Origin of the sequence: Nocardia bovistercoris (genome assembly GCF_015674855.1) — a bacterium.
GTDB lineage: Bacteria > Actinomycetota > Actinomycetes > Mycobacteriales > Mycobacteriaceae > Nocardia > Nocardia bovistercoris.
The window spans coordinates 550165-572859 of sequence record NZ_JADMLG010000002.1 but is presented as its reverse complement, the minus strand read 5'-3'; the positions used below and the strand labels follow the sequence as shown (position 1 = coordinate 572859).

General features: G+C 63.9%; 22 protein-coding genes and 1 pseudogene. 16 read left to right on the top strand and 7 right to left on the bottom strand.

Annotated elements, in window-relative coordinates; genetic code table 11:
• Positions 1-64: 64 nt before the first annotated feature.
• Together IT779_RS06635 and ychF are read left to right on the top strand one after the other, a co-directional pair.
• Positions 65-988, top strand: coding sequence for a quinone oxidoreductase family protein (locus IT779_RS06635; RefSeq protein ID WP_196148259.1), 924 nt, complete (start codon positions 65-67; stop codon positions 986-988).
• Between the two features lie 39 nt (positions 989-1027).
• Entirely contained in the window at positions 1028-2107 is a 1080-nt protein-coding gene (gene ychF / locus IT779_RS06630; protein WP_196148258.1) for a redox-regulated ATPase YchF, read from the top strand.
• A 138-nt stretch (positions 2108-2245) separates the two neighbouring features.
• On the opposite strand, the gene IT779_RS39030 is transcribed toward ychF, so the two are convergent.
• On the bottom strand, positions 2246-2467 hold the full coding sequence (locus tag IT779_RS39030; protein ID WP_408637736.1) for a transposase: 222 nt from the start codon (positions 2465-2467) through the stop codon (positions 2246-2248).
• A gap of 153 nt (positions 2468-2620) precedes the next feature.
• On the opposite strand from IT779_RS39030, the gene vapB reads away from it, so the two are divergent.
• The 4 genes from vapB to IT779_RS06605 all read left to right on the top strand — a co-directional run bounded on the left by vapB (position 2621) and on the right by IT779_RS06605 (position 4278).
• Positions 2621-2845: a type II toxin-antitoxin system VapB family antitoxin gene (gene vapB / locus IT779_RS06620; RefSeq protein WP_196148550.1), complete on the top strand. Its 225-nt coding sequence runs from the start codon at positions 2621-2623 to the stop codon at positions 2843-2845.
• On the top strand, positions 2836-3255 hold the full coding sequence (locus IT779_RS06615; RefSeq protein ID WP_196148256.1) for a PIN domain nuclease: 420 nt from the start codon (positions 2836-2838) through the stop codon (positions 3253-3255). Before vapB ends, IT779_RS06615 begins: the two co-directional genes overlap by 10 nt.
• A 394-nt stretch (positions 3256-3649) precedes the next feature.
• Positions 3650-3868 carry a type II toxin-antitoxin system VapB family antitoxin gene (locus IT779_RS06610; RefSeq protein ID WP_196148255.1) on the top strand — a complete coding sequence of 73 codons (219 nt, stop codon included), beginning with the start codon at positions 3650-3652 and terminating at the stop codon, positions 3866-3868.
• Positions 3865-4278, top strand: a complete 414-nt coding sequence (locus tag IT779_RS06605) for a PIN domain-containing protein (protein ID WP_196148254.1) — start codon at positions 3865-3867, stop codon at positions 4276-4278. Before IT779_RS06610 ends, IT779_RS06605 begins: the two co-directional genes overlap by 4 nt.
• Here the strand turns inward: IT779_RS06605 and IT779_RS06600 are convergent.
• The 3 genes from IT779_RS06600 to IT779_RS06590 all read right to left on the bottom strand — a co-directional run bounded on the left by IT779_RS06600 (position 4218) and on the right by IT779_RS06590 (position 6978).
• Positions 4218-4985, bottom strand: a complete 768-nt coding sequence (locus IT779_RS06600) for an RloB family protein (RefSeq protein WP_196148253.1) — start codon at positions 4983-4985, stop codon at positions 4218-4220. The two genes, IT779_RS06605 and IT779_RS06600, sit on opposite strands and share 61 nt — an antisense overlap.
• 2 nt (positions 4986-4987) lie before the next feature.
• Positions 4988-6325: an AAA family ATPase gene (locus tag IT779_RS06595; protein ID WP_196148252.1), complete on the bottom strand. Its 1338-nt coding sequence runs from the start codon at positions 6323-6325 to the stop codon at positions 4988-4990.
• 101 nt (positions 6326-6426) lie between these two features.
• Positions 6427-6978 carry a winged helix-turn-helix transcriptional regulator gene (locus IT779_RS06590; RefSeq protein WP_196148251.1) on the bottom strand — a complete coding sequence of 184 codons (552 nt, stop codon included), beginning with the start codon at positions 6976-6978 and terminating at the stop codon, positions 6427-6429.
• 88 nt (positions 6979-7066) lie between these two features.
• Between IT779_RS06590 and IT779_RS06585 the strand changes: the two genes are divergently transcribed.
• The 9 genes and pseudogenes from IT779_RS06585 to IT779_RS06545 all read left to right on the top strand — a co-directional run bounded on the left by IT779_RS06585 (position 7067) and on the right by IT779_RS06545 (position 17090).
• The gene (locus tag IT779_RS06585; protein WP_196148250.1) at positions 7067-7711 is read left to right on the top strand and encodes a dihydrofolate reductase family protein; all 645 of its coding nucleotides are present in this window, start codon (positions 7067-7069) and stop codon (positions 7709-7711) included.
• A gap of 109 nt (positions 7712-7820) precedes the next feature.
• Positions 7821-8087, top strand: a complete 267-nt coding sequence (locus IT779_RS06580; RefSeq protein ID WP_232541475.1) for a DUF2191 domain-containing protein — start codon at positions 7821-7823, stop codon at positions 8085-8087.
• Positions 8088-8394: 307 nt separating this feature from the next.
• Positions 8395-8666 (top strand): annotated as a pseudogene (locus tag IT779_RS06575) (IS1380 family transposase); the annotation flags it as partial.
• A 274-nt stretch (positions 8667-8940) separates the two neighbouring features.
• A complete protein-coding gene (locus IT779_RS06570; protein ID WP_196148249.1) occupies positions 8941-10446 on the top strand; it encodes an ATP-binding protein in 1506 nt (501 codons plus the stop codon).
• A complete protein-coding gene (locus IT779_RS06565) occupies positions 10443-11438 on the top strand; it encodes a PD-(D/E)XK motif protein (protein ID WP_196148248.1) in 996 nt (331 codons plus the stop codon). Before IT779_RS06570 ends, IT779_RS06565 begins: the two co-directional genes overlap by 4 nt.
• A gap of 2 nt (positions 11439-11440) precedes the next feature.
• On the top strand, positions 11441-14326 hold the full coding sequence (locus IT779_RS06560) for a Z1 domain-containing protein (RefSeq protein WP_196148247.1): 2886 nt from the start codon (positions 11441-11443) through the stop codon (positions 14324-14326).
• 69 nt (positions 14327-14395) lie between these two features.
• Positions 14396-15736 carry a DNA cytosine methyltransferase gene (locus tag IT779_RS06555; protein ID WP_196148246.1) on the top strand — a complete coding sequence of 447 codons (1341 nt, stop codon included), beginning with the start codon at positions 14396-14398 and terminating at the stop codon, positions 15734-15736.
• 359 nt (positions 15737-16095) lie between these two features.
• Positions 16096-16473 (top strand): very short patch repair endonuclease, encoded by a 378-nt coding sequence (locus tag IT779_RS06550; protein WP_196148548.1) that lies wholly within the window; start codon positions 16096-16098, stop codon positions 16471-16473.
• 23 nt (positions 16474-16496) lie between these two features.
• Positions 16497-17090: a hypothetical protein gene (locus tag IT779_RS06545; protein WP_196148245.1), complete on the top strand. Its 594-nt coding sequence runs from the start codon at positions 16497-16499 to the stop codon at positions 17088-17090.
• A 122-nt stretch (positions 17091-17212) separates the two neighbouring features.
• Here IT779_RS06545 and IT779_RS37510 read toward each other — a convergent pair whose 3' ends face one another.
• A complete protein-coding gene (locus IT779_RS37510; RefSeq protein WP_196148244.1) occupies positions 17213-18811 on the bottom strand; it encodes an HD domain-containing phosphohydrolase in 1599 nt (532 codons plus the stop codon).
• A 51-nt stretch (positions 18812-18862) separates the two neighbouring features.
• Here IT779_RS37510 and IT779_RS39025 point away from each other — a divergent pair, with 51 nt between their 5' ends.
• On the top strand, positions 18863-19033 hold the full coding sequence (locus IT779_RS39025; RefSeq protein WP_196148243.1) for a Cys-every-fifth RiPP peptide CefA: 171 nt from the start codon (positions 18863-18865) through the stop codon (positions 19031-19033).
• A gap of 200 nt (positions 19034-19233) precedes the next feature.
• Here IT779_RS39025 and IT779_RS06530 read toward each other — a convergent pair whose 3' ends face one another.
• Both IT779_RS06530 and IT779_RS06525 read right to left on the bottom strand, forming a co-directional pair.
• Positions 19234-20550 (bottom strand): tetratricopeptide repeat protein, encoded by a 1317-nt coding sequence (locus IT779_RS06530; protein WP_196148242.1) that lies wholly within the window; start codon positions 20548-20550, stop codon positions 19234-19236.
• A gap of 468 nt (positions 20551-21018) precedes the next feature.
• Positions 21019-22629 (bottom strand): DUF4331 domain-containing protein, encoded by a 1611-nt coding sequence (locus tag IT779_RS06525; RefSeq protein WP_196148241.1) that lies wholly within the window; start codon positions 22627-22629, stop codon positions 21019-21021.
• Positions 22630-22695 lie beyond the last annotated feature (66 nt).

The following is a 22695-nucleotide window of genomic DNA, read 5'->3' as shown; positions in this document are numbered from 1 at the left end:
GATAGGTGAGATCACCCCGCCCTCCGGTTACCGTTACGCCTCCTGGCTAGCAATGGAGGTAGTGATGCGTCGGGTCGGTTACGAGCGCAACGGTGGGCCCGAGGTGCTCGAGGTGATGTCGGCCGAGATCCCGACACCGGGCCCCGGCGAACTGCTCATTCGCGTGCACGCGATCGGAGTGACGCTGCCGGTGGTGCGCAAGACGCGTGAGGCGGCCGAACCGAGTCCGCTGGGCGGTGAGGTCGCCGGTGAGGTGATCTCGGTGGGCGACGCGGTGGCCGACTGGATGCCCGGCTATCGGGTCGTCGGCCTGTGCTTCGGGCACGCCTACGGCGAATACGCCTTATTGAAGGCGTCGATGGCCTCGACCATCCCCGACGGCGCGTCCGCCGTCGACGCCGTGGCGTTGGTGCGCGGCGGACTGGTCGCGCTCGGAGCCCTCGACGCCGCGAACCCGAAATCCGGCGAATCGGTCCTCGTCACCGCCGCGGCCAGCGGTGTCGGTCATCTCGCGGTCCAGTTGGCGCGCGTGCGCGGCGCGAAACGCGTCGTCGCCGCTGTCTCCGACCTCGCCAAGGCCGACTTCCTGTTCGAACTCGGCGTAGACGAGGTGATCACCTACGGCGACGCTTCGTGGGGCGAACCGGTCGACTACGCGCTCGAAGCCGTCGGCGGCGACCTCCTCGGTCCGGCCCTCGCCGCCGTCGCCCCCGGTGGCCGCCTGGTCGCGTTCGGCTCCGGCGGCGGACTCGTCGCGGCCCACGACCTGCTGCTCGGCGCGAAAACGGTGACCGGATTCCAGATCGCGCGCATCGCCCACGAAACCCCCGACGTCTACGACCACTGGCGCCAGGACCTGTGGCAGTACTTCGCCGCGGGCCAGCTGCGTGCCGCCGTGCACGAACAGTTCGCGCTGGAGGACGCCGCCCGCGCCCATGAGGTCATCGAAGCCCGCGCCAACCGGGGCAAAGTGGTCCTGATCCCCTGACGCCACCCGGCCGTTCCCGCCGCGTAGACTCTCTACCTCGTGAGTCTCACCCTCGGAATTGTCGGCCTGCCCAACGTCGGAAAGTCGACGCTGTTCAACGCGCTGACCAAGAACGACGTGCTGGCCGCGAACTACCCGTTCGCGACGATCGAGCCGAACGTCGGGGTGGTCCCACTGCCCGACCCCCGCCTCGGCAAGCTCGCCGAGATCTTCGGTTCCGAACGCATCGTGCCCGCCGTCGTGTCCTTCGTCGACATCGCGGGCATCGTGAAAGGCGCCTCCGAAGGCGCGGGACTCGGCAACAAATTCCTCGCCAACATCCGCGAAGCCGACGCCATCTGCCAGGTCGTTCGCGTCTTCGCCGACGACGACGTGGTGCACGTCGACGGCAAGGTCGACCCGACCGCCGACATCGAGGTCATCGAAACCGAACTGATCCTCGCCGACCTGCAAACCCTGGAGAAAGCGGTCCCGCGCTTCGAGAAAGAAGCCAAGATCAAGAAGGACCGTAAACCGATCGCCGACGCCGCCAAAACCGCGCAGGAAATCCTCGACTCGGGCAAAACCCTGTTCTCGGCAGGCGCCAAGGTGGACACCGAACTCCTCAAAGAACTCTCCCTGCTGACCACCAAGCCTTTCCTCTACGTCTTCAACGCCGACGAATCGATCCTCACCGACGAAGCGAAAGTCGCCGAACTCCGCGCCGCCGTAGCCCCCGCCGACGCCGTCTTCCTCGACGCCAAGGTAGAAGCCGAACTCCTCGAACTCGACGACGAATCCGCCCTCGAACTCCTCGAATCCATCGGCCAGACCGAACCGGGCCTGCACGCCCTCGCCCGCGCGGGCTTCCACACCCTCGGCCTCCAGACCTACCTCACCGCGGGCCCCAAAGAAGCCCGAGCCTGGACCATCCACCAGGGCGACACCGCCCCCAAAGCCGCAGGCGTGATCCACACCGACTTCGAACGCGGTTTCATCAAAGCCGAAATCGTCGCCTACACCGACCTCGTGGAAGCCGGTTCCATGGCGGCCGCCAAAGCCGCGGGCAAGGTCCGCATGGAAGGCAAGGACTACATAATGTCCGACGGCGACGTAGTCGAATTCCGCTTCAACGTATAGGTGTTGCGAAGAATTAGATCGGGCTGTAGGGGAAGTGAACGACTTCGGCTAGTAGGGATTCTTGATGGATGTCGGTGCGGCATTCCTGGCGGATAGCGAGGCGGTGTTGGTGGAGCAGAGCCAAGGCCTATTCACGATTTAGCGTCTGGTGGGACCTTGTCTCAGGTGCCGCGCGGCGCGGGATATCGCCGGTGATCCCCGTTGGCGTAGATCGTCGTACACGCGCGGGTAGTCGTAGCCGTTGTCTGCGATCAGGGTGGTGATCTGATGGCGAGGTCGCTCCGGTCGCCCGGGCAAGGGTCGGACGCCGTCAAGTGACTCGGGCATCATCAGGTGATCGTTGACGTTAGCCGCCGACAGTGTGAATTCTCGGTTCAGCCGTGGAAGCAGCGTGCTGGATTCCTCGACGACATCGACGGGACCGAACTTCGCTCGAACGCAGGCGCAGGTTGGGCGAGAGACCTCCTAGTTGGAGTGTGATAACATGATATCATCCGGCCGGAGGTGGTGTTCATGACAAACGTACTAATTCGTGGACTGAGTGACGCGGCGGTCGAAAGGATCGACGCCGAGGCAGACGCGCTCGGATTGTCGCGCAATGAATTCCTGCGTCGGAAGCTCGAACGCGAGGCGGGCGTGAGCTCCGATGTGACGCTTACGGCTGACGATTGGGGCCGTTCGGCCGCGGCGTTCGTGGACTTGGCGGACCCATCGGTGATGGATGACGCGTGGCGGTGACCCACTGGCTGGTCGACAAGTCGGCATACGTCCGGATGCAGGCCGGTCAAGCCGCGCGCATTGAGCATTGGAACGCGCGAATCACCCGCGGGTTGGTACGACTGTCGGCGGTGACGCGGCTCGAACTCGGCTTCTCCGCGCGCTCGGGTAGCGCTGGACGTGAGGCATTCGACCTGCCGCCTTTGTCGCTCATGCCCATCGAGCACCTGACGCCTGCGATGGAGGACCGCGCATTCGAGGTGCAGATGTTACTGGCGGACCGGGGGCAACATCGTGCACCTTCCATTCCGGACCTCCTTATCGCGGCCACCGCGGAGAAGGCCGGGCTTACGGTGCTCGCCATCGACAAAGATTTCGATCTCATCGCTGAGATCACTGGTCAGCCGGTGGAGACGCTGGCTCTGAGATAATCACTTGTCAGAACCGCATTCACTTGGCGCCACCTTCTTCGTCGGAAGTCTGAAACCGACTGTGGTTCAGGGTAGTCGCAGAGCTGTCCATTGCAGACAGGTCCTTGCGCGGGTGGCTGATAGGGCGAAGGCTGTGCCGACATCCGTGCTATCGGTGTGGTCGCTTACTGTGCCGACGTGGCGCTCGAGGACTTGACGCAGGACGCACTGATCGCCGCTATCGAACAGTTCGAGGACGCGTTGAGGCCTATATCGAGGGTCATCGAAACGGGCGCATCGTCGCCGACCTTGATCTGGTTCCCATGCTTGAGGGGGACTCTCGGTATGGCTGGGATAGTCTCCACTAAGCCGCGCGGTATATAATCAGTCATATAACCTGCGAGAGGGGGCCATCATGGCAGTCACCAGTGTCGACCTGGATCCGCGGTTGATCGAGCGTGCCAGGGCGCTCACGGGCGAGCGGTCGAACCGCGCCGTCCTCGATCTCGCGTTGCGCCGACTCATCGCCTCGAAGCAGAAGGGTGCGATGATCGACGGGATCGCGGGCCTGACCGACCTCGAGAACGAGCTCGGCGCGCCGGTGGACTCTCCGGACGAGTCCCGGTCCGCGTGACCGACTACCTTGTCGACAACTCGGTCTGGGCGAGGCTGGCCACTGGAGATCCGGGTATCACCGCGCGGCTGCGTCGTATCGAGCGGGCGCCGTCCGATCTGTTCGTTACCTGTACGCCGCAGGTGCTCGAGTTCTGCCACAGTGCCCGGACGCCCGAGGAGCACACGCACTACCGAGAGCAGATCTCCCTCGGGTTCCCGCTCGAGCATGCACCTGACGAATCGCTAGTGCTCGATATTCAGGCGGCGCTGTGGAACGCGGGGCTCGTCTGTGCGGCCGGATCCCTCGATATCCTCATCGCGGGCTACGCCATCGTGAACGACGCGACGGTGCTCGCCGCAGACCGCGATTACGAGCACATCGCAAAGGTGTCAGACCTGCGGTGTGAGTACATCGCGCCTTCGTCGTGACGTTGTGTCGTGCCACAACGCGGAGGTGTGCCGTAGTCGGACAACTTGACGACGAACCAGGTAGTCGGTGCGCCAAGAGGGTCCGGCAGGGTTCGACCCGTGGTCGAGTTCCGCCTCAACGTGCAGTAGTCCCGTCTCACCGGTCTCATCGCCCGAGCATGAGATCCACTTCTCCCGGCCTCCAAATCGGGGTCCACTCGGCGAGCGATCTCACATGCCCCGTGTACGGCATGGAACGGAAAAGTCGGTGCGAGCATCTTCTTCGTGATCAGTCCGAGCTTGGCAGTGAGGTCGTCGAGCTGCGAGGTGCTCAGCGCAGAGTGCTTGTCCTCGGCGTGCCATCGCAGCCAAGCCTCGAACTTGAGATTCGAGACGAGCAGAAGGATCGATTCGCGCGCGGCAAGCCGGCAGGCAGCTGGCAGCCCCTCGTGCTGGTCGACATCGACCAGGCAGACACAGACGTCGTAGTCCTTACTATCGCTCGCCGCCTTGTCGCGAATCTCGATGCCCTTCAGGACCACCTTAATCGGGTCCTTGCCGACGGGGACTGATTTCACGACAGCGGTCGTACCTCTGCTGCGCAGGTAGCGATTCAAGCCTTCGACATATTGGGGTTCCGTCCGTGTTCCCTCGGTAACCACGAGGATGCGCCGGGCGGGTTGTCTCTTGGGCCTGCCGGTACGCCCGCCCTCCTTGCGTGCCTTCATCCTCAGCGTGCCTGTGAGCCGACGAGCGCTGTCAGTGTGCTCGGCGAGAGCCGCGGGGTCCCGCCGTACCGGCCGGTGAGGTATCGCCGCGCCACATTCGCGTCGGGATGCTTGGGGAAGTCGGCCAGACAGGTCAGCTCGGTGACGCCCTCATAGGTCTTGTCCGTAAGCCAGACCTGCTCGGGCTCCAACTTCACCTCACTCAGCGGTGAGAGGACGTAGGACTCGTGGCTCGTGAAGACGAGCTGCGCCTGCCGATTGTTGACCAGGGGATCCGCGAACGCCCCCAACAAGACCTCGAGGAGATGGGGATGCAGGCTCGCGTCGATCTCGTCGACGAGGAGCAGCCCGCCCTTTCGCAGCGCCTCCAGCGCAGGCACCGCGATGGCGAGCCAGGCGATCGTCCCGTCGCTTTCGTCTTGGATGGAGAACTCTGGGCATTCGTCGTCAGTGCCGCGGTGGGTGAAGGTCAGATGCCGCACCACCTGAGCGAGTTGGTCGTCGTCCAGTTCGCTGAGCTCTTCGTCGTTGTTGTCGACGGCAGCGTCGCCGGGCGTGTCGTCCTCTTCGCGCAGCTCGAGCCAGATTCTGCTGAATACGCGGCGTATGTGATCGGGGATTTTGGTCTCCTCGATGCTGACCTTCACGACGCCGATGTCGGCGACCTGGAGCAGCGCCTCGAGGTCGGCAAAGGTGATGGTCCCCTCTGCCAGCGAGTCCGCGATCTTCGACAGGCGCGCCTCGCGATGGGAGTCCTTCACCAGCACGCAGTCGAAGCCTGAGACCAGATCATCAGCCATGGGGTACAGGGGTGAGTCGTGCAGCAACAATGCCCGGCTGAGCACCAGCTCGCGCCCTGTCACCTCGATCTTCGTGTGCAGGCTCTGGTGGAATGTCAACGTGTCGGCTTCCCGGTCGCGATCCATCAGCGTGCGCCATCGCGAGTTGGGTACGTCGCGCAGCCACTCGCGTTTGATCCCGTCATGGTCCACCTCGAAGCCGTACAGATGACGACGTCCATCGTGGACGAAATCGAGCTCGTAGGTGCTCGATGAGGTCCGAGCCGTCCCGTCGAGCCGGAACGGCGCCCGGCGCATCGACTTCGATGCCTGCCAAGCCGTGGCGGAAAGACTGATCGCTGAGAACGTGTACCGGAGCCCATCCAGCACAGCGGACTTCCCGGTCGCGTTACCGCCGAAGATCCCCGCAATCGGGTATGTCGCAGCACCCCAGTCGCCGTCCCGTGGCTGAAGAGTCCGCAACGACGGGCGTGCGAGATCGACCGTGACCTCATTCCTGATGCTCTTGTGGTTGCGAACCGTGAAGCTGAGCAGGCTCATCTGGCGATTCTAGCAGTCGGAACGCATTGATTCTTACGTTTTTCGAGTATTTTGGGCTTTAACGAGCCAATATTTCGACCTATCTATCTGTGGTAGAACGTTCAGACATCGGTGTTCGAGCTTGCTGATTCGGGCGCGGCGCCGCCACCGCACCATGTCCCCGCTCCTTCCGTGGCGGACTCGAAGGCGTGCCGCAGTCGTTCGGACGCAAGTGGGCGTTCGGGGTGGCTTCGCGGAATGCCGAGGTGAACCTCGCGGAGTTCATCGATGAAGTCGTCGACGAGTTCGGGGGCCTCGGCCAGGATCCGAGCGCGCACACTCAGCGCGTGTGACGTGGGTCGATGACGCATGCCCCAGGTCCCTAGCGCCACCATCACCGGAACGGTCTGAATCCCGGCCTCGGTGAGCGAATATGCCGCCCGCTGTCCCCGCATCACATGGTCACGGGAAAGCAGTCCTTGCTCGACCAGATTTCGGAGGCGGTTGGCGAGGATGTTCGACGCGATGCCTTCTTCGCTGCGCGTCAGGAGCTCACGGAAGTGCCGACGACCGCCGAAAACGATGTCGCGAAGCACGATGAGGCTCCAGGCGTCGCCCAGCACTTCGACCGCCGCATTGATCGCACATCCTGATCGGGGCTGTTCTCTCGCCATCCGACCCTCCAAAGTGATTGCAGATAGAGATCACTCTACGCTACGATGCGAGTGATTTTAATTTGCAACCACTGGTATTGGAGTCATTGTGTCCCGTACGCGAGTCCATAACCTGTTCGTTTCTTCGGACGGGTACGCCGCAGGCGATCATGTGACGTTCGAAGCGCCGATCGGCGGAGCGGGGGCGTTGTTCGGAAAGTTCGACGGACGAGTCATCCACGGCATTCACGGAATCGACGAACCGGTGACCGTCGACCGCGCCCTGTTCAGCATGTGGGGTCAGGGTGTCGGGGCCGAGATCATGGGTCGCCGAAAATTCGGTCCGCAGACGGGCGAATGGCAGGACGACGGCTGGAAAGGATGGTGGGGAGACGCGCCGCCCTTCCACACTCCGGTCTTCATCCTGACTCACTATCCGCGTGAAGCGCTCGAATTCGACAACGGCACCAGTTTCCACTTCGTGGACGCCTCGCCGCAGGAGGCGCTTCGCTTGGCACAAGACGCGGCAGGCGGACTGGACGTCCGGATCGGCGGCGGGCCGTCCACCGTGAGCGAATTCCTCCAGGCCGATCTCATCGATTTCCTGCACATATCGATAGTTCCGATCGTGCTCGGTACCGGTGTTCGGATCTGGGATCACCTCACCGGCCTGGAAGATCGATTCAGCGTCGAGTCCGTCAGTACATCCAGCGGTCTGACACATCAGCTGTGGAACAGGAACCGCGACGAGTGAGAGCGTGGTGATTCAATGCCGATGGCTTTTGGTGTGGTGCTGATACAGGCCGGCACACCGCGCACATCTAGGATTGAGACGCTGGCTCTGAGATAACCCCACGTAGCGGATGCCGAGGTTGCCTTGTGCGGAATGCCGTCGAATTCGCTTCAACGTCTGTTCCGAGGAAATCGCTATCATCGACCCAGACCTGCCGCAGCTCGGACGTGCCGGCCCGGACACGGCGGAGCGATCGAACCGAGCGGTTCTCGACCCGGCATTGCGCAGGCTCATCGCCTCGAGAAAGAAGGGCGCGCTGATCGACGGCATCGCACGGCTGACCGACCTCGAGTACGGGCTCGGTGCACCGGTGATTTCCAGCGAATCCCAGTCCTGATAAGCGACAACTTCTCTTGTCGATCGGGTGCCGAACGGACCATCAGTGACAAGCGTCTGCTCAGTGGAGAAGGTTTCTCGGGGCTCGGACAGCCGGTCCCGCGTTGTCGGTGATCTCCGAGTCTGGATCTTGTGCATCGGAACCAGATTGGAGGTGGCGGGTTCTCGAGTGGGGTTCCCCGGGCGGATGTGAGGTATTGCTAGGGCGAATGCACACGACTTCGTGACAAGGCTTTCTGATGTTCCCGCAAGGCCGGGTAGCTAGTATTCTCGCAGGTGGCGCAAGAACTTTGAGGATCAGCGCAACGGAGCTCGTGTTCGCTGACCTGATCGACGGACCCCTCGCCCACCTTTCCCTCAGGACGTTTCGGCGCGAACTTCGCTTGGCCCTGTGCGCCGCTATCGCCCACGGCCTACTCCGCGCTGCGCCGTGCTCTTGCTGGCACCAATCACCGCTGAGCCCGCGTCGCCGCCGTTCGCCGCAAGATTGTGAACGTACCCGCCGCTCGCCAAACCTTACCTGCCTCGCCGCTGGCCCCGCACTTGTGCATGGATCCTTTTGTGGCACAGCGCTATCTGACACCGCAATACCCGACACCGCCTGACCGCCTCGGCCCGGCCTCGAACCGGCATCGAAATGGGAATGTTGGGCAGACCAGCGGCTACCTCACGTCCTGAAATCCGGTGATCCACGCGCCACGGGCGCGGATCACCCACGACCTTCGTCAGTGGACGGAGGCTAAACTTCGTAGCGAAATGTTTCCGCAGAGCTGCTTCGGTGGGTGCGAACGTGAGGGTGGGCCCCGACATGCACTGGTGGCTGTGCGAACTTCGGTCGAGCGAGGGGAATGCAAGTGGTCGAATGGACTCAGGAAGTGCCTACGGAGCGCAGCGTCATGCTGCCTCCCGATCCGCGGGTGCTGGATTCCATCGGTCGCAACCACTCGTTGGAGACCGCACTCGCGGATCTCGTCGATAATGCTGTCGACGCACAGGCAAATCGGGTCGTGATCCGCTTCATCCGCACTCAACGGGGGCTCGTCGCCCTGTATGTCCTCGACAACGGATGTGGGATGGCGGAGGAGACCATCGATACGGCGATGACGATCGGGGGCAGGCGCGAGTACGGCGGCAGCGATCTCGGTCATTTCGGTCTTGGACTGAAGGCTGCCTCCTTCAGCCAGGCGAGGAGCTTGATCGTGATGTCACGCCTTGCTGGTCAGCAGCCGGTCGGGCGACGGTGGCGGCCGGGTGTCGTGTCCCGCAGTGACTTTCGTTGCGATGTGGTTACGTCGTCGTTCGTCGCCGCAGAGTTCGACAGGAACTGGCCGTTCGACTCAGCGAGCAGCGGCACGCTGATCCGCTGGGACGATGTCTCTGCGTTCCCCGCGACTACCGACACTATGCAGATCGAGGCGTATCTGGACCACACGATAACCCTGACCTGCCAACACCTGGGGTTGACCTTCCACAGGTTCCTCGCTGACGGCCGCCTCCGGATCGATATCGAGGTGTTGGACGTCGAGAATGCTCTCCCAGGCGCGAAGGTCCCGGTCGACGCACTGGATCCCTTCGGTTATCCGCAGTCGGGATTGGACGACTATCCGAAAACATTGATCGCCGAGATGGATGGGCATCGAGTCGAATTCCGTTGCCACCTCTGGCCCAAACCTTCCAACCTTCCCCAATTTCGCCTCCTCGATCGCTCGGGTGACCATCAGGGCCTCTACTTCTACCGCCGCGATCGTCTGCTGCAGTCGGGGGGATGGTACGGAGTCCACGCTGCGGATCGGCGGCTGAAGTTGGCTCGCGTCGAAGTCGATATCGACGGTGACATGGGCGGCTTGTTCCAGATGAACCCGGAGAAGTCTCGGGTGCAAACCGGCCACGAGTTCGCACGCTTGGCTGCGACCGCCCGCGCGCACGACGGGACCAAGCTGAGCGGATATTTCGAGGTCGCGGAAAGGCTTTTTCGGAGGTCGCAGGCGCGGGTGTCGAGGCGGACCGCAATGATCCATCCCGGGCAAGGACTGCCGCCCCGCGTGCGCGCCACCATCCAGAACGAGATTCCGGCGGTCCGTAGTGTGGATCCCATCGCGATACGCTGGGATAACTTCATCGATGACGCGTTCTTCCGAATCGACCGGGACGCACAGACCCTTTGGTTGAACAAGCGTTACCGCAAGATGCTGCTCGGCGGTAAACACGGCGGCCTCAACGATGTCCCACTAGTCAAGTCCCTGCTGTACCTCTTGGTCGCGAACGTCTTCGAGGGCGAGTACCTCGGCAAGAAGGACAAGGACAACATAGAGATGTGGCAGTCCATCCTCACCACGGCGGCGCAAGCGGAGCGACAGTGACCGAGAGTAGTTCAGTCGACGGACGCCACCTGTCCGCAGAGGGTTTCGACCAGTACGTCGACAATCGGGTGCCGATGACTCTGCCGGTCCCCGGCGCTCCAGCAGCCAGCGTCTTCATCAATCCGGTCACGCCTGAACTCGGTCTCCGTATCGAGATCCCCTCTGTCAGCGCGGCACCGGAAACGGGTCTAAGCAACGTCACGACGCGGGTTACCACTTTCGATGGTCACTGGTATCTGGAAGTCGTCGTGACCAACGGAGCGCTGTTCCGAGACGCGTATCCGGTCTTGTGCGCGATGATCGATCGCGTTCAGCTCGATGGAATGAAACCGGCGGTCGCATTGCGTGCGACGTTGGCGAAACTTTCGTCGCTGCTCCTGTCCTCAGCGACACTTTCCAGGGAACGTGAAGTCGGACTGTTCGGCGAGCTACTGGTGCTCGGTGGGCTCTTCGGTACTCTCGGCGCGCGAGACGCGCTGCAGGCGTGGCGTGGCGGGGATGCCCAAGAGCACGACTTCGGGTTGCCCGAGCTCGATATCGAGGTCAAGACGACCTCGAGTGAGCGGCGTACGCACTGGATCGAGTCGCTCACCCAATTGGTGCCGACTGGCGTCCGACCCCTGTGGGTTGTCTCGCACCAGATCACTCCAGCAGGGGCTGGAGCGGGTAGGACGCTTCCCGAGCTCGTGGACCTCGTGCGGAGTCAGATGTCCGACGATGCGCTTCGCGACAGGTTCGAGACCGAACTTGTCGGATCCGGCTGGTATGAATCTGCCAGGGACCGGCTCTCGACCGTTTGGACCAGGCGGACCCCGAGCGTCCCGCACGCCGTGACGGGCGACTTCCCACGTCTGACGCCGGACGCCATCCGGACGGACTGGGTGCCGATGGGGCGGATCCCCGATGTGAAGTACCGGATCAACCTGGACGGACTCGAAACCACTCAGCCGGTCCCCGACATCGTTTCCCGGGCCGCCGAATTCGAAGGATGACTATGACCAACGCACTTGCCGAGGCATACAGCACCGCAATTCGTGGCATGGCGAACAACGCGCCCAGGGCTCTGGTCCGTCGGGCATTGGTCGAGGCCGAGGACCTCGATCCGTCCCTCGACGCGTCCGAAGATCGGATGCGGGAGTACGTAGCGGCGGCCGCGACGAATGACCCGCTGCGTAGGGCGCTGCACCTCAATATCGCGAGGTGGGATAACGCGCCGGAAAACGGCAACCCCTGGACCAACCAGACACCAGCCAATTCGGAGGAACGTCGCGCGACGATCATGGCCGCACTGGGTCTTTCCGAACTCACGGCCAAGGAGTTCGCTCAGCACTTCCCGATCAGCCATCAGAGCGGTCCGACAGTCATCGCCTCCCCATGGGATCCGTGGTATAGCGACGAGATCCGGCGTGATCGAGCGTTCTATTGGACGCACTACGAGAACTACCTTCGGGAGGGCCGCGGCTGGCGTGAAGGCTCGATTCATGATCTCGACCGTGCGACGAACCATGTCGTTGAGCGCCTCATCGATCCCGCACGACCGAAGCCGGGCCAGACCAAAGGTTTGGTCGTGGGTTACGTGCAGAGCGGCAAGACAGCGAACTTCACCGGGGTCATCGCCAAGGCTGTCGATGCCGGGTACCGGTTGATCATCGTCATGACCGGAACGACCAACATGCTGCGTGAACAGACGCAACGCAGGCTGGACATGGAGTTGGTCGGCCGGGAGAACGTGCTGCGGGGGGCAGATGAGTCCGATGAGACCGCCCGCCAACGCGTCGACTATCTCGATGATGAGGATTGGGCGAAAGGGAGGTTCGTCAGTCACGGTGTCCGGCCCTCAGAGGTGGGTCGTCCCGATATTCACCGGATGACCACCCGGGACTTCGATTACCGAAAGCTCCAACAAGGCCTGCCCGCACTCGAATTCGAGCGGCGCGATCGAACCAAGCCGCTATGGCATCCGGAGAACCTGCATACCAGTGATGCTCGGCTGATCATCGTCAAGAAGAACAGCGCCGTCCTGAACAACATGGTCAAGGACCTCAAGACGACCGGGGATCGGCTCTCCGACATCCCAACACTGATCATCGATGACGAGTCGGACCAGGCCTCCATCAATACGACCGATCCGAAGACCTGGACAGCGGAGAACAAGAAGCGCACCGCGATCAACAGGCACATATCCAACCTGCTCAGCATGCTTCCGCGAGCGCAGTACGTGGGCTACACGGCGACGCCGTTCGCCAATGTCTTCGTCGATCCGCGTGATGCGGAAGACATCTTTCCGAAGGACTATCTGATCGCACTGGAGCGGCCCTCAGGGTACATGGGAGCCTCGGACTTCCATGACATGGACTCATCCATTCCGGACAACGAGAAGACCTTTGCCAATTCGGCGGAGAAAGCCCATCTGAGGATCCCGGATGAACGGAACGCCGACAAGGATGCTGAGGATGAACGCCAACTCCAGAACGCGCTCGACTCGTTCGTCCTGACGGGAGCCATCAAGCTGTTCCGACAGGAGCTCGACCCCGAGAAGTACAGCCGGTCGTTCCGGCACCACACCATGCTGGTCCACGAGACGATGCGTAAGGCCGGACACCGGAGCCGCGCGGACGCGATCCGCGACAAGTGGCGTACCGGTGGATATCTCACCGGTAGCGCACTCAGCAGACTGCGCACCTTGTACACCGAGGACTTCGCCCCCGTCACCGACGCGTTGAAGTTCGGCGATCCGATGCCGGACTCTTTCGATGAGCTCGCCCCGCACATCAGCCGGGCCGCACGTCGGATCGCACCGAACGGTGCCCCTGTGCTGATTGTCAACAGCGAAAAGGATATCGAGCAGGAGGAACTCGACTTCGACAAGCGGCCGGTATGGCGGATCCTGGTCGGCGGTAACAAACTGGCCCGCGGCTTCACCGTCGAAGGATTGACCGTCACCTACTACTCCCGCAACGCCGGGCACGCCGAGGCTCTCATGCAGATGGGTCGCTGGTTCGGTTTCCGGCCGGGGTACCGAGACCTCGTGCGACTGTTCATCACCGCAACGGTGCGAAACGCCCTCGAAGCCGCGTGCTGGGACGAAGAGGACTTCCGCGCGGAGCTGCGGCAATACGCGGCGATGGTGGATGGCCGTCCGACCGTGACGCCGGAGGATGTCCAGCCCTTGGTGTCACGGCACGGACTTCGGCCTACGGCGCCGAACAAGATGCGAAACGCTGAGCTCGTCGAGCGCAGAACGCTGTCCAAAGAGCCCAGCTCCGGTTACCCCGCGATAAACAATCAGGCGCTCTTGGACGCCAATATCGATGCCTGTATCCCACTCCTCCTTGCGGCCGACAAGAGCGTCCAGTTTCCGACGACTGGTCGGCCATTCGATGCACTGACCGGCCTGGTCACCCACGAACAGATGGTGGAGGTATTGAAGAAGCTGACCTGGAAGGAACCGAAGCACTTCACAGCGGATCTGGCGTGGATCGCCACACTCCCGAATGAGGTAGTACGTGAATGGAAGATCGTGATGCCGCAACAGAAGAACCGTACAAAGGTCGATATTCGCGGGGTCGGAAAATTCTCTATTCATGGCCGAGTGGTCGATCCGAGTGGGCATATCCGAGGCAACGCGGACAGCTCGCACCGCACGGCATGCGATCAACAGGTGGCATCGACCGAAAATACCGGATTTGCGCTTCTCTACCCTGTTATCGACAAGACGACAACAGCGGAAGAGATAGCGGACGACGGCTACCCCCAGGGCGTGGTCATGGCGTTGAGTCTCCGACTGCCGCGCGCGGCCGCACCCAAGGATCGCAACCCCTTGGTGTACCGAGTCAAGAATCACGCGATGCCGAAGTACGCGATCGTCGACACGGACTAGGACGGCGCGGGTCGACATACACGCCATCGACCCACCGCGTTCGCTTGACCGAACCGAGTGTGTCCCGGGATGATCAACATCCACCGCCGACATGTAAGGATCACACCTGTGCCGAGCCCGCCAGCATCGACACCGAAGACCTCGGTCGAATTGTTCGCCGGCGGAGGAGGTCTGGCCTTGGCTGTCCATCGTGCGGGGTTTCGTCCCCTCCTCCTCAACGAGTTCGTCAAACACGCGTGCGACACACTGGAAGCCAACGGTGCTGAGCCGAGAGGCGAGGATGAACGGGTACCCGAGCGCGGCAATGGTCTACTGGTTCGCGGTGACGTCACCGCTCTCGATATGCATTACCTGCACAACAAGGTTGATCTCCTGGCCGGCGGGCCTCCGTGCCAGCCGTTCAGCCTGGGCGGTATAGCCAAAGGTGACGAGGACAAGCGAAATATGTTCCCGGAGATGTTTCGCGCGATTCGGGAGATTCAGCCGAAAGCTGTTATCTGCGAGAATGTCCGTGGCCTCCTTCGGCCATCGTTCAGGCCGTATTTCGAGTACATCCTCCGCGAACTTGAGTTCCCGTTTGTGGAGCGAGAAGATTCCGTTCCCTGGACGGAGCACAATGCTACCCTGCAAGGGCGGCAGAAGATTTCCTCGGGAGATGCAACCGAGCGTTATCAAGTGTACAAATTCGAAGTCAACGCCGCCGACTACGGAGTCCCGCAGATCAGAAATCGTGTCATAATCCTGGCATTTCGCAGCGACCTCAAGATTGATGAGTCGATTCTTCTCGAAAAGGTGAAGAAGACTCACTCGGAAGCCGCATTGTATCAATCCATAGCGAATGGTCAGTATTGGGAAAATCATCCAGGAGTGCCGGAACACGTTCAGGAGCGGGTCATCGCGGAACTTCCCGCGCAGTCATCACTCGATTTCGATGAACTGAAACTTTTGCCGTGGCGTACGCTTCGCGACGCGATCTCCCCGCACGAGGGGCCGTTGCCACGACTGCCCAAGATTCGCTGGAACCGGCTCGACCGCGTGCAATATTCGGACATGCCGACAGATCACGTCGGGTGGCCGGACGCGCGCATATACAACGGCCACACCCCCAACGTCCTCGACCGCCCCGCGAAAACGGTGAAGGCCGGCGTGCATGGGGTTCCCGGAGGCGAATCAGTCCTGCTGACAGATGATCTGGCACCCGGGTCCAGAGGTGCTCGTCGACGCTATCGCCATCGGTACATGACAGTTCGCGAGGCGGCTCGCGTGATGACCTTCCCTGACAACTGGATCCTGAGTGGTCCGCGTGGTGAGAAGATGCGGCAGTTGGGCAACGCGGTTCCGCCGTTGTTGGGGGAGGTCTTCGCCAGGGCCGTCTTCGAGGTCCTGGAGGATGTCGAGAAGCGCGCGTGACAGTGCTGCCCGCTCGGGCCTGGAAGCCGCGACCTGGTCGTTCCAGAACGGCGGTGGACAGCGAGCAGAATCGCAGTGCCGGTGGCGCTCATCGGCGTGCTGTACCGCTCGACAATGGTCGCACGGCGAAGGGGTCCGTCGTGTTGAAGCCGGTCGCTGCGGGCCACAGCGTTCGTGCCTATCTCAGATGGCGGTCCGATGGACGTACCGTTTCCAGATCCTTAGGAACAGTAAGTAACTCGTCGTCTCGGTTCGAGAACTTGATCGAGGGGTGGGAGCTGGCGCGTGCGGCAGGGCGCGTGCGAGATGAGGTGCCTGCTGCGGAATCGTGGGCCTCGTCGCCTTCAGCGCAAGCGGTGATGCGAGCGAATCGAAGCCGCGACACCACCCCAGAGCTCCAACTCCGTGCGCTTCTTTTCGAACACGGTCTTCGGTATCGCGTCTCCATGCAGCCGATCTCGGGGCTCCGGCGCACCGCGGACATCGTCTTTCCGCGCGCTCGTGTGGCTGTATTCGTCGACGGATGCTATTGGCACGGCTGCCCCGAGCACTATCGCCCATCGACAAAGAACTCGGAATTCTGGGCAACGAAGATCTCCTCCAATCGAATCCGTGATGAAGACACCAATCGTGCACTGGCAGAAGCGGGATGGACTGTCATCCGTTGCTGGGAGCACGAAGATGCCGAAGTCTCCGCCGGACGCGTGATCGATGCGCTCGACAAATCTACTTCCTGACGGACTGATGAGAGAGAGGTGCCGTGCCCGAGATCAGCGTTCCATCTGAGGTTCGCGACGCCGTCCTTCGAGAACTGTATCGTCAGGTCGGCATGCTCGACTGGGAAGAATTGCCGTCACGCGACAAGACCAAGTACTACACGCAGTGGGTGGAAGATCCTCTGATCGGTGGCGAGCTGGCCGACTACTACACCGCCGAAGGAATGCGCGTGTGGATCAAGGATGGCCCGCTGAAGGAATACGCCCGCGCATTGGAGAATGTCGGTCCATTCGCGGGGTATGCCACTCGGCGACTATCACCACCCAGTGAGTTCATCCGCGAGGTTCTCGGTGACTCTTGGACCACGGTGCCCGGCAGTCTCGGTGAGAAGCCGATGCATTGCCGGGTGGAATCGAGTGCGACGCGACGGTACATCTGCTGGGGACGTCCTCGAACGTTTCGAGACCTGCTGTGGGCCTCCGTTAATCAGGCGGTCACCGGCGGAAGTCGACCGCTGATCGTCGTGTTCGTCACCGGATCCCAACCGGTCGACGACAAACTCAAGGCGCGGCACGAACGGATCGCCCAACACTGCGGCATCGACCTCGCCTACGTCCGCCGTCAGTTGATGGAATGACCGTGCTCAGCACTGGGGCTGCGTCGACGCCCCTCATGGCTCTATCGACCCGGGATAAGGTCACCTCGAACATCGGACAAGTTGTGTAACACAGCGTTTGCTGCGACTGTTATGAGGCTGGTTCATTCGGACATGAGTCCGTGTTCCATGGCGAAGACGGCGGCGCCGGCTCGGGTGCGGCGGCCGGTTTTGTCGTAGATGTGGGTGAGGTGGTGGCCTATGGTGCGTTCGGAGAGGGTTAGTTGGGCGGCTATCAGGCGGTTGGAGAGGCCTCGGGCGGCCAGGCGGAGGACTTCCACTTCGCGTTCGGTGAGGCCGCAGGGGTATTCGGTGCGGGGTTTGCGCAGGCCCGCGGCTTCGATGACGGCGGCGCAGGCGGTGGTGTCGAGGTGGCCGGTGGTTGCGGCGGACATGAGGGTGGCGGCGGCAGCGTCGGGGGTGAAGGCGGGGCGGTGCGGGCGGGATTCGGTGAGTGCGGCGAAAACGTCTGCGGCGGCGAGGATTCGGGCGGGGCGGGAGAGGTCGTGGCCGCGGACGCCGCGGTGGTAGCCGGTGCCGTCGAGGCGTTCGTGGTGGCCCGCGGCGATGTCGCGGAGGTCGGCCAGGCCGGGGCAGCGTTGGAGGACGCGGTCGGTCCAGTAGGTGTGCAGGCGGACACGTTCCCAGTCGCCCGCGCTGAGGGGGCCCGGGCGGTCCCAGATCGCTGAAGACACTGCGGCGCGGCCGATGTCGTGCAGGAGGGCGGCGGCGCGCAGGGTGTCGATTTCGGTGGGGTCCGCGCCGGAGAGGGTTGCCGCGCCGTGCGCGAGGTCGGCCGTGTGACCTGAATGACCCAGCAGCCAGCGGCCTTTCAGGTCTACGACGGTCGCGAGGGCGTGACACAGGTCGAGTCGTTCGGCGGGGCGCACGTAGAGGGGGACGCCGGGTTCGGCGTCCATGGCCGCCGCGAGGACGTCGGGGACGTCGAGGGAATCCCAGACGTCGGAGTCGGCGAACAGGTCGACCAGTGCGGGATCGAGGTGACCTCCTGCGCGGCGGCGCAATTCGGTCAGTGCCGCACGGCGTCCGAGGCCCGCGGCGGCCAGCACGGCTTGTTCGGCGACGTGCACGATTCGACCGGGCAGTGAAATATCCTCGCCGCGAAGGTGATCGGGGGCGCCGAGGCCGTCCCAGCGTTCCTTGACCTCGGTGAGTGCGAGCACGGCGGCGTCGGGCAGGCCGAGGCGCGGGCCGAGCGCGCGGCTCACCTCGCAGACCGAACGGACCGCGGCCGACGCCTGTTGGGGGGTGGTGCTCGCGAAACGGTCGCGCAGTGTGTCGCGGTGCTCGGGTGTCCACGCGCCGAACTGACGCAACTGCGCCGCGAGCACGGACGGGTCGCCCGGATCGATCACGTGGTAGATCTGCTGGAAAGCGATGTCGTCGGCGAAGGCTGCCGCGTTCTCCGAGGCGCGGCTCGTGCATCCGACCGCGCCGAGCAGTGCGGCGTTGAACACCACGCGCCGGTCGGCTTCGTCGAGACCGGCGCTTTGAGCTAGCGCGGTCGCGACGAGGCAGGTCGAGAGGCCCTTCTCGAAGGGGGCCCCGGTCGCCAGGTCGGTGGTCAGCGACAGGGCGGCGAGAACCTCGGTGACTCGGATCGCGGCCGGTGGGACGCCACCCGGCCGAGCCGATCTCCGAGGCTCGTCGCCGGCGTCGATACGCGGTGCGGTGCCGGTCACCCTCCTACCGTATATGGGTGTGATGTCACGTGAATCCCGCTGATCGCCACCGTGGTCGGCGATCAGCGGGATTCGTGCCGGCGGGATTCGTGCCGGCGGGATTCGTGCCGGCGGGATTCGTGCCGGCGGGATTCGTGCCGGCGGGATTCGTGCCGGCGGGATTCGTGCCGGCGGGATTCGTGCCGGCGGGATTCGTGCCGGCTCGAGGCGTGCCTGTGGTGAGTTGTGCTGAGGTGGTCGTAGTCGTGCGCACGGGCGTTGCGCTGGCGGTGTCGGGTTGTCCGGAAGCGCTGGTGGTGATCACGCTCGCGGTGGGCTGTGCAGGCAGTGCGCCGGTCGGGGATGTCTTTGTGGTCGTGATGGTCGCGTTGGGTGGTGATCTGCTGGGTGGTGAGTGTCGGGGTTGTGCTTTGCGGTGGTGGCTATCGGGTGGTGAGTGTGTCCAGGGTGCGGCGGGCTCGGGGGGCGTGCAGGGGGGAGAAATGAGGGTTGATCGTCAGGGCATCGGACAGGGCCGCCGCGGCCTGGTCGGGGCGACCGAGGGCGGTGAGGATCATGCCGCGATGGTAGGCGTGGGTGGCGTTGCGCCAGCCGAGGGTGGCGGCGCGGTCGGCGAATACGATCGCTTCGGTGTCGCGACCTGCCTTGTGCAGGGACCAGGCCAGTGCGTCGGCGGTGAATACGCTTTGCCTGCGGTCGAATTCCAGGCGGGCCAGACGGACAGCCTCGGCGGGGTCGCCGTGTTCGGCGGCGAGTCGGGCGGCGTCCACGGACTCTATGGCGCCTCGAGCTTCGAGTTCGGCGAAACGGGCCGACACCTCACGGTACTTCGCGGCGGCCTCCTCGGGGCGGCCCGCGGCCTCGAGTAGTTCACCCCATTCGATGAGGTACTCGGGCAGTGGTGTGCGTTGGGTCAACTCGGCGAAGCGTGAGCTCGCGCCGTCGAAATCGCCTCGGGCCGCGACTACCTTCGCCATACCTTGGTGCAGTGCCGCATGTTGGGGTGCCGCGAGAAGGCCTGCACTGTAGTGAGTTTCGGCTCCGTCGAGATCCCCTGCGTCGAAGGCGAGTTCGCCGAGGTGGTATCGGCAGAACGCGATCTGGTCGGCGGTGGTCGCTGCCCCCAATGCCATGTCCAGTGCGGCGCGGGCGTCGGCGACGCGGCCGTGCAGTTCCAGGTCGTAGGCGGCGCGGGTGAAGGAGGCGACGCTAGGGCGCAGGTCGAGCATGCGTTGCACGGCGGCGGTCGCGCCTTCGATGTCGCCGAGTTGGGTGCGGGCGTCGACCAGTACGCCGTAGACGTCGGCGCTGTTCGGGCGCAGCGCAAGTGCCTGTTCGGCATAGCGGCGCGCGGCGGTGAAGTCGTGCAACGCGTTCGACAGCAGGCCGTGTCCGAGCAGCGCCTCGGCATTGCCATCGGGACGCAGTTCGAGTGATCGGTCGAGCGCGCGCTGTGCGTGGCCGTAGTTCTCCGGATCGCCGGTGATGCGGGCGAGTTCGACGTAGGCGGCGCCGAGCGCGGCCCATCCGGCGGGGTCGTTCGGGACGCGGTCCAATCGTGCTCTGGAGCGGTCGATTTCGGCGGCGAGGGGTTCAGCCGATGACGTGCTCGCCTGCGGTGTGGCGGGCGGATCCCCCGGCAGTGCCACGGTCACGGTGACGACGGCGGCGATGAGGCATGCGAGGGTCGCGACGAGCGCTGGTTTTGTGCGGAGTATGCGGAAACGATTGGGGGACATCGGAAGTCCTCGATATAGTGCGAAATGTGTGGTAGTCCGGGTGAATCGGATCGAGGCGTGGTGACGGCCCCGGGTCGCTGGACGCGTGGACGCTTCGCGCTCGCCATTCGATACGGGAGACCGGCTGTAGGTGCTCACCGAAGGTGCGGTGATGGCCCGCGACTGTGAGACCGGTGCTCGGAGCACTGCCGTATAAGGCTGACGGCGATCCGGATTCGGAAGGTCGACGCGCTCACCTGGTAGTTATCCGACCCCGGAGCCCGCGCGGACCGCCGCGGGCTCCGGGGGATTCGCCGTGCGGGCTCCGGGGGATTCGCCGTGCGGGCTCCGGGGGATTCGCCGTGCGGGCTCCGGGGGATTCGCCGTGCGGGCTCCGGGGGATTCGCCGTGCGGGCTCCGGGGGATTCGCCGTGCGGGCGGCAGGTCGGGATGCGATCGGGGATCGACAACCTGCCGCCCGCGTGCGGATCAGGCGTCGCGCGACTGCGACCGGCGGCGGATCAGCAACCATCCGCCGCCGACGAGCAGCGCCACCAGCATGCCCACTCCGACACCGACCGCGACCAGCAGCGCCGCGGGGGAGTCGTCGTGGTCGGTGAGCGGTGCGGCGATGGCGGTGTTCGTCGGCGCGTTCGACGCTCCTGCCGCCCCGGCGCCCCGCGAGGGCAGCGCGACGTAGGGGAAGGCGGTCGAGAAGGAGGCGTCGTTGGCGTCGACCTTGTCACCGGCCGCGAGTGCGTCGACCAGTTTGCCGGTCTGGGCCGCGCCGACCATCGCCTGGAGGGCGATATCGACCACGTCGTCACCGAGGCGGCGGCCGTTCGGGAACCCTTGCAGGTCGCCCGCGAGGACGCCGAGGCGGTTCGGTTTCGCCGTTACCGGCACGGACATGTTGAGGCGCAACATCTCCGACGGTTGGAAGGCGGTGGGTTGGGCGTCGGCGTTGAGGATCTGCGAGTTGAGGTTCGCCTTGATGGGTGGCGCGCTGCCGTCCAGAGTCGGCGCCTTCTCGGCGATTCCGGTGAGGAAGATCTCCACCAGGTCGTTGCGCGGGGTGGCCGGTGCGGGCACCTTGTAGATGGACTGGATGAGTTGCGGGAGTTCGGGTTCGGTGACGCGCCGCACCACTTCCGGGATGGTGGCGTCCTTGCTCGGCGCGAGCCCGTTGAACGCGTCCTTGAGCGCGACCGGCACCACCACTTCGTTCACGAGCGGATTGCCCAGTCGCGATACCTGCACGAAGTCGCCCATCGGGGTGGCTGCGCCCGGCGTGAGCTGCAACGAACGGCGTTCGGTGTCGCTCCACACGCCGATCACCGGGTTGCGGCCCGGGTCGTTGCGCAGGGCAAGGTCACGCTGCGGGATCTGCAGGACGACGGTGTTGACGTTGTAGCCCGCGAGCGTGTCGGTGCCGACCTCGGACAGGTTGCCGCCGTAGAGCAGGTCGAATACGCGCAGGTCGAGGAAGAACGGGTCCTCGGCCGCGCCGACGTAGGCCGATCCACCGTTGGGCAGCGCGGTCGTGGCTTGTTGGCGCAGCGCGGCGTAGTCGGGCATGGACGCGGCGCCGGTGTAGGACGGCGCGGCCTGCCCGTGCGCGATGGGGCGCCAGTCGTTCACGCCCTGGCTCACCGACACCGTGTATTTCTGCCGGAACAGCAGATTCTCGTCGTCGAGCGAGGTGACCGGACCGTTGTCGTAGAGGAAGGTGCCGCCCGCGCGACGGTCTTCGTTGCTGAAGGTGACCCGGTAGCTGATGTCGGGTTTCCCGTTGCCGTCGTTGTCGATGTTGATGTCGTAGTTGGCGTCGGTGGCCCACGGGTAGAAGTTCGGGCCGCCGTCGGGCTCCTGGAGTCCGAACCAGTTGGCGACGATCGTCACCGTGTCGGGCTTGTCCGGACTCACGAACGCGTACACGTCGGTGTTGTCGACCGCGGGGTCCGCGGCGATGAGCGGGGCTTCGCGGTGACTGGACGCTTCGGCGAATTGCGGCGTGAGACCGCCGATCGCGCCGAGGGTGAGCGCGCCGACGAGGAGGACGACGCGGGCTCTTGTGCCGCGTCGGTGCTGTGCTGACATGGATATCCTTCGGGAAGAGCGCTGATTCGCGCGTCTGCGGCGTACCGGTCTTCGAGAAGTGTTGGC

Bases quoted from the DNA above. Each gene is read 5' to 3' on its own strand.
- IT779_RS06550 (WP_196148548.1), top strand. From the start codon at position 16,096: ATGCGAGCGAATCGAAGCCGCGACACCACCCCAGAGCTCCAACTCCGT.
- vapB (WP_196148550.1), top strand. From the start codon at position 2,621: ATGACAAACGTACTAATTCGTGGACTGAGTGACGCGGCGGTCGAAAGG.
- IT779_RS06555 (WP_196148246.1), top strand. From the start codon at position 14,396: ATGATCAACATCCACCGCCGACATGTAAGGATCACACCTGTGCCGAGC.
- IT779_RS06595 (WP_196148252.1), bottom strand. From the start codon at position 6,325: ATGAGCCTGCTCAGCTTCACGGTTCGCAACCACAAGAGCATCAGGAAT.
- IT779_RS06600 (WP_196148253.1), bottom strand. From the start codon at position 4,985: ATGAAGGCACGCAAGGAGGGCGGGCGTACCGGCAGGCCCAAGAGACAA.
- IT779_RS06580 (WP_232541475.1), top strand. From the start codon at position 7,821: ATGCCGAGGTTGCCTTGTGCGGAATGCCGTCGAATTCGCTTCAACGTC.
- IT779_RS06560 (WP_196148247.1), top strand. From the start codon at position 11,441: ATGACCAACGCACTTGCCGAGGCATACAGCACCGCAATTCGTGGCATG.
- IT779_RS06590 (WP_196148251.1), bottom strand. From the start codon at position 6,978: ATGGCGAGAGAACAGCCCCGATCAGGATGTGCGATCAATGCGGCGGTC.
- IT779_RS06610 (WP_196148255.1), top strand. From the start codon at position 3,650: ATGGCAGTCACCAGTGTCGACCTGGATCCGCGGTTGATCGAGCGTGCC.
- IT779_RS06530 (WP_196148242.1), bottom strand. From the start codon at position 20,550: ATGTCCCCCAATCGTTTCCGCATACTCCGCACAAAACCAGCGCTCGTC.
- IT779_RS06525 (WP_196148241.1), bottom strand. From the start codon at position 22,629: ATGTCAGCACAGCACCGACGCGGCACAAGAGCCCGCGTCGTCCTCCTC.
- IT779_RS06635 (WP_196148259.1), top strand. From the start codon at position 65: ATGCGTCGGGTCGGTTACGAGCGCAACGGTGGGCCCGAGGTGCTCGAG.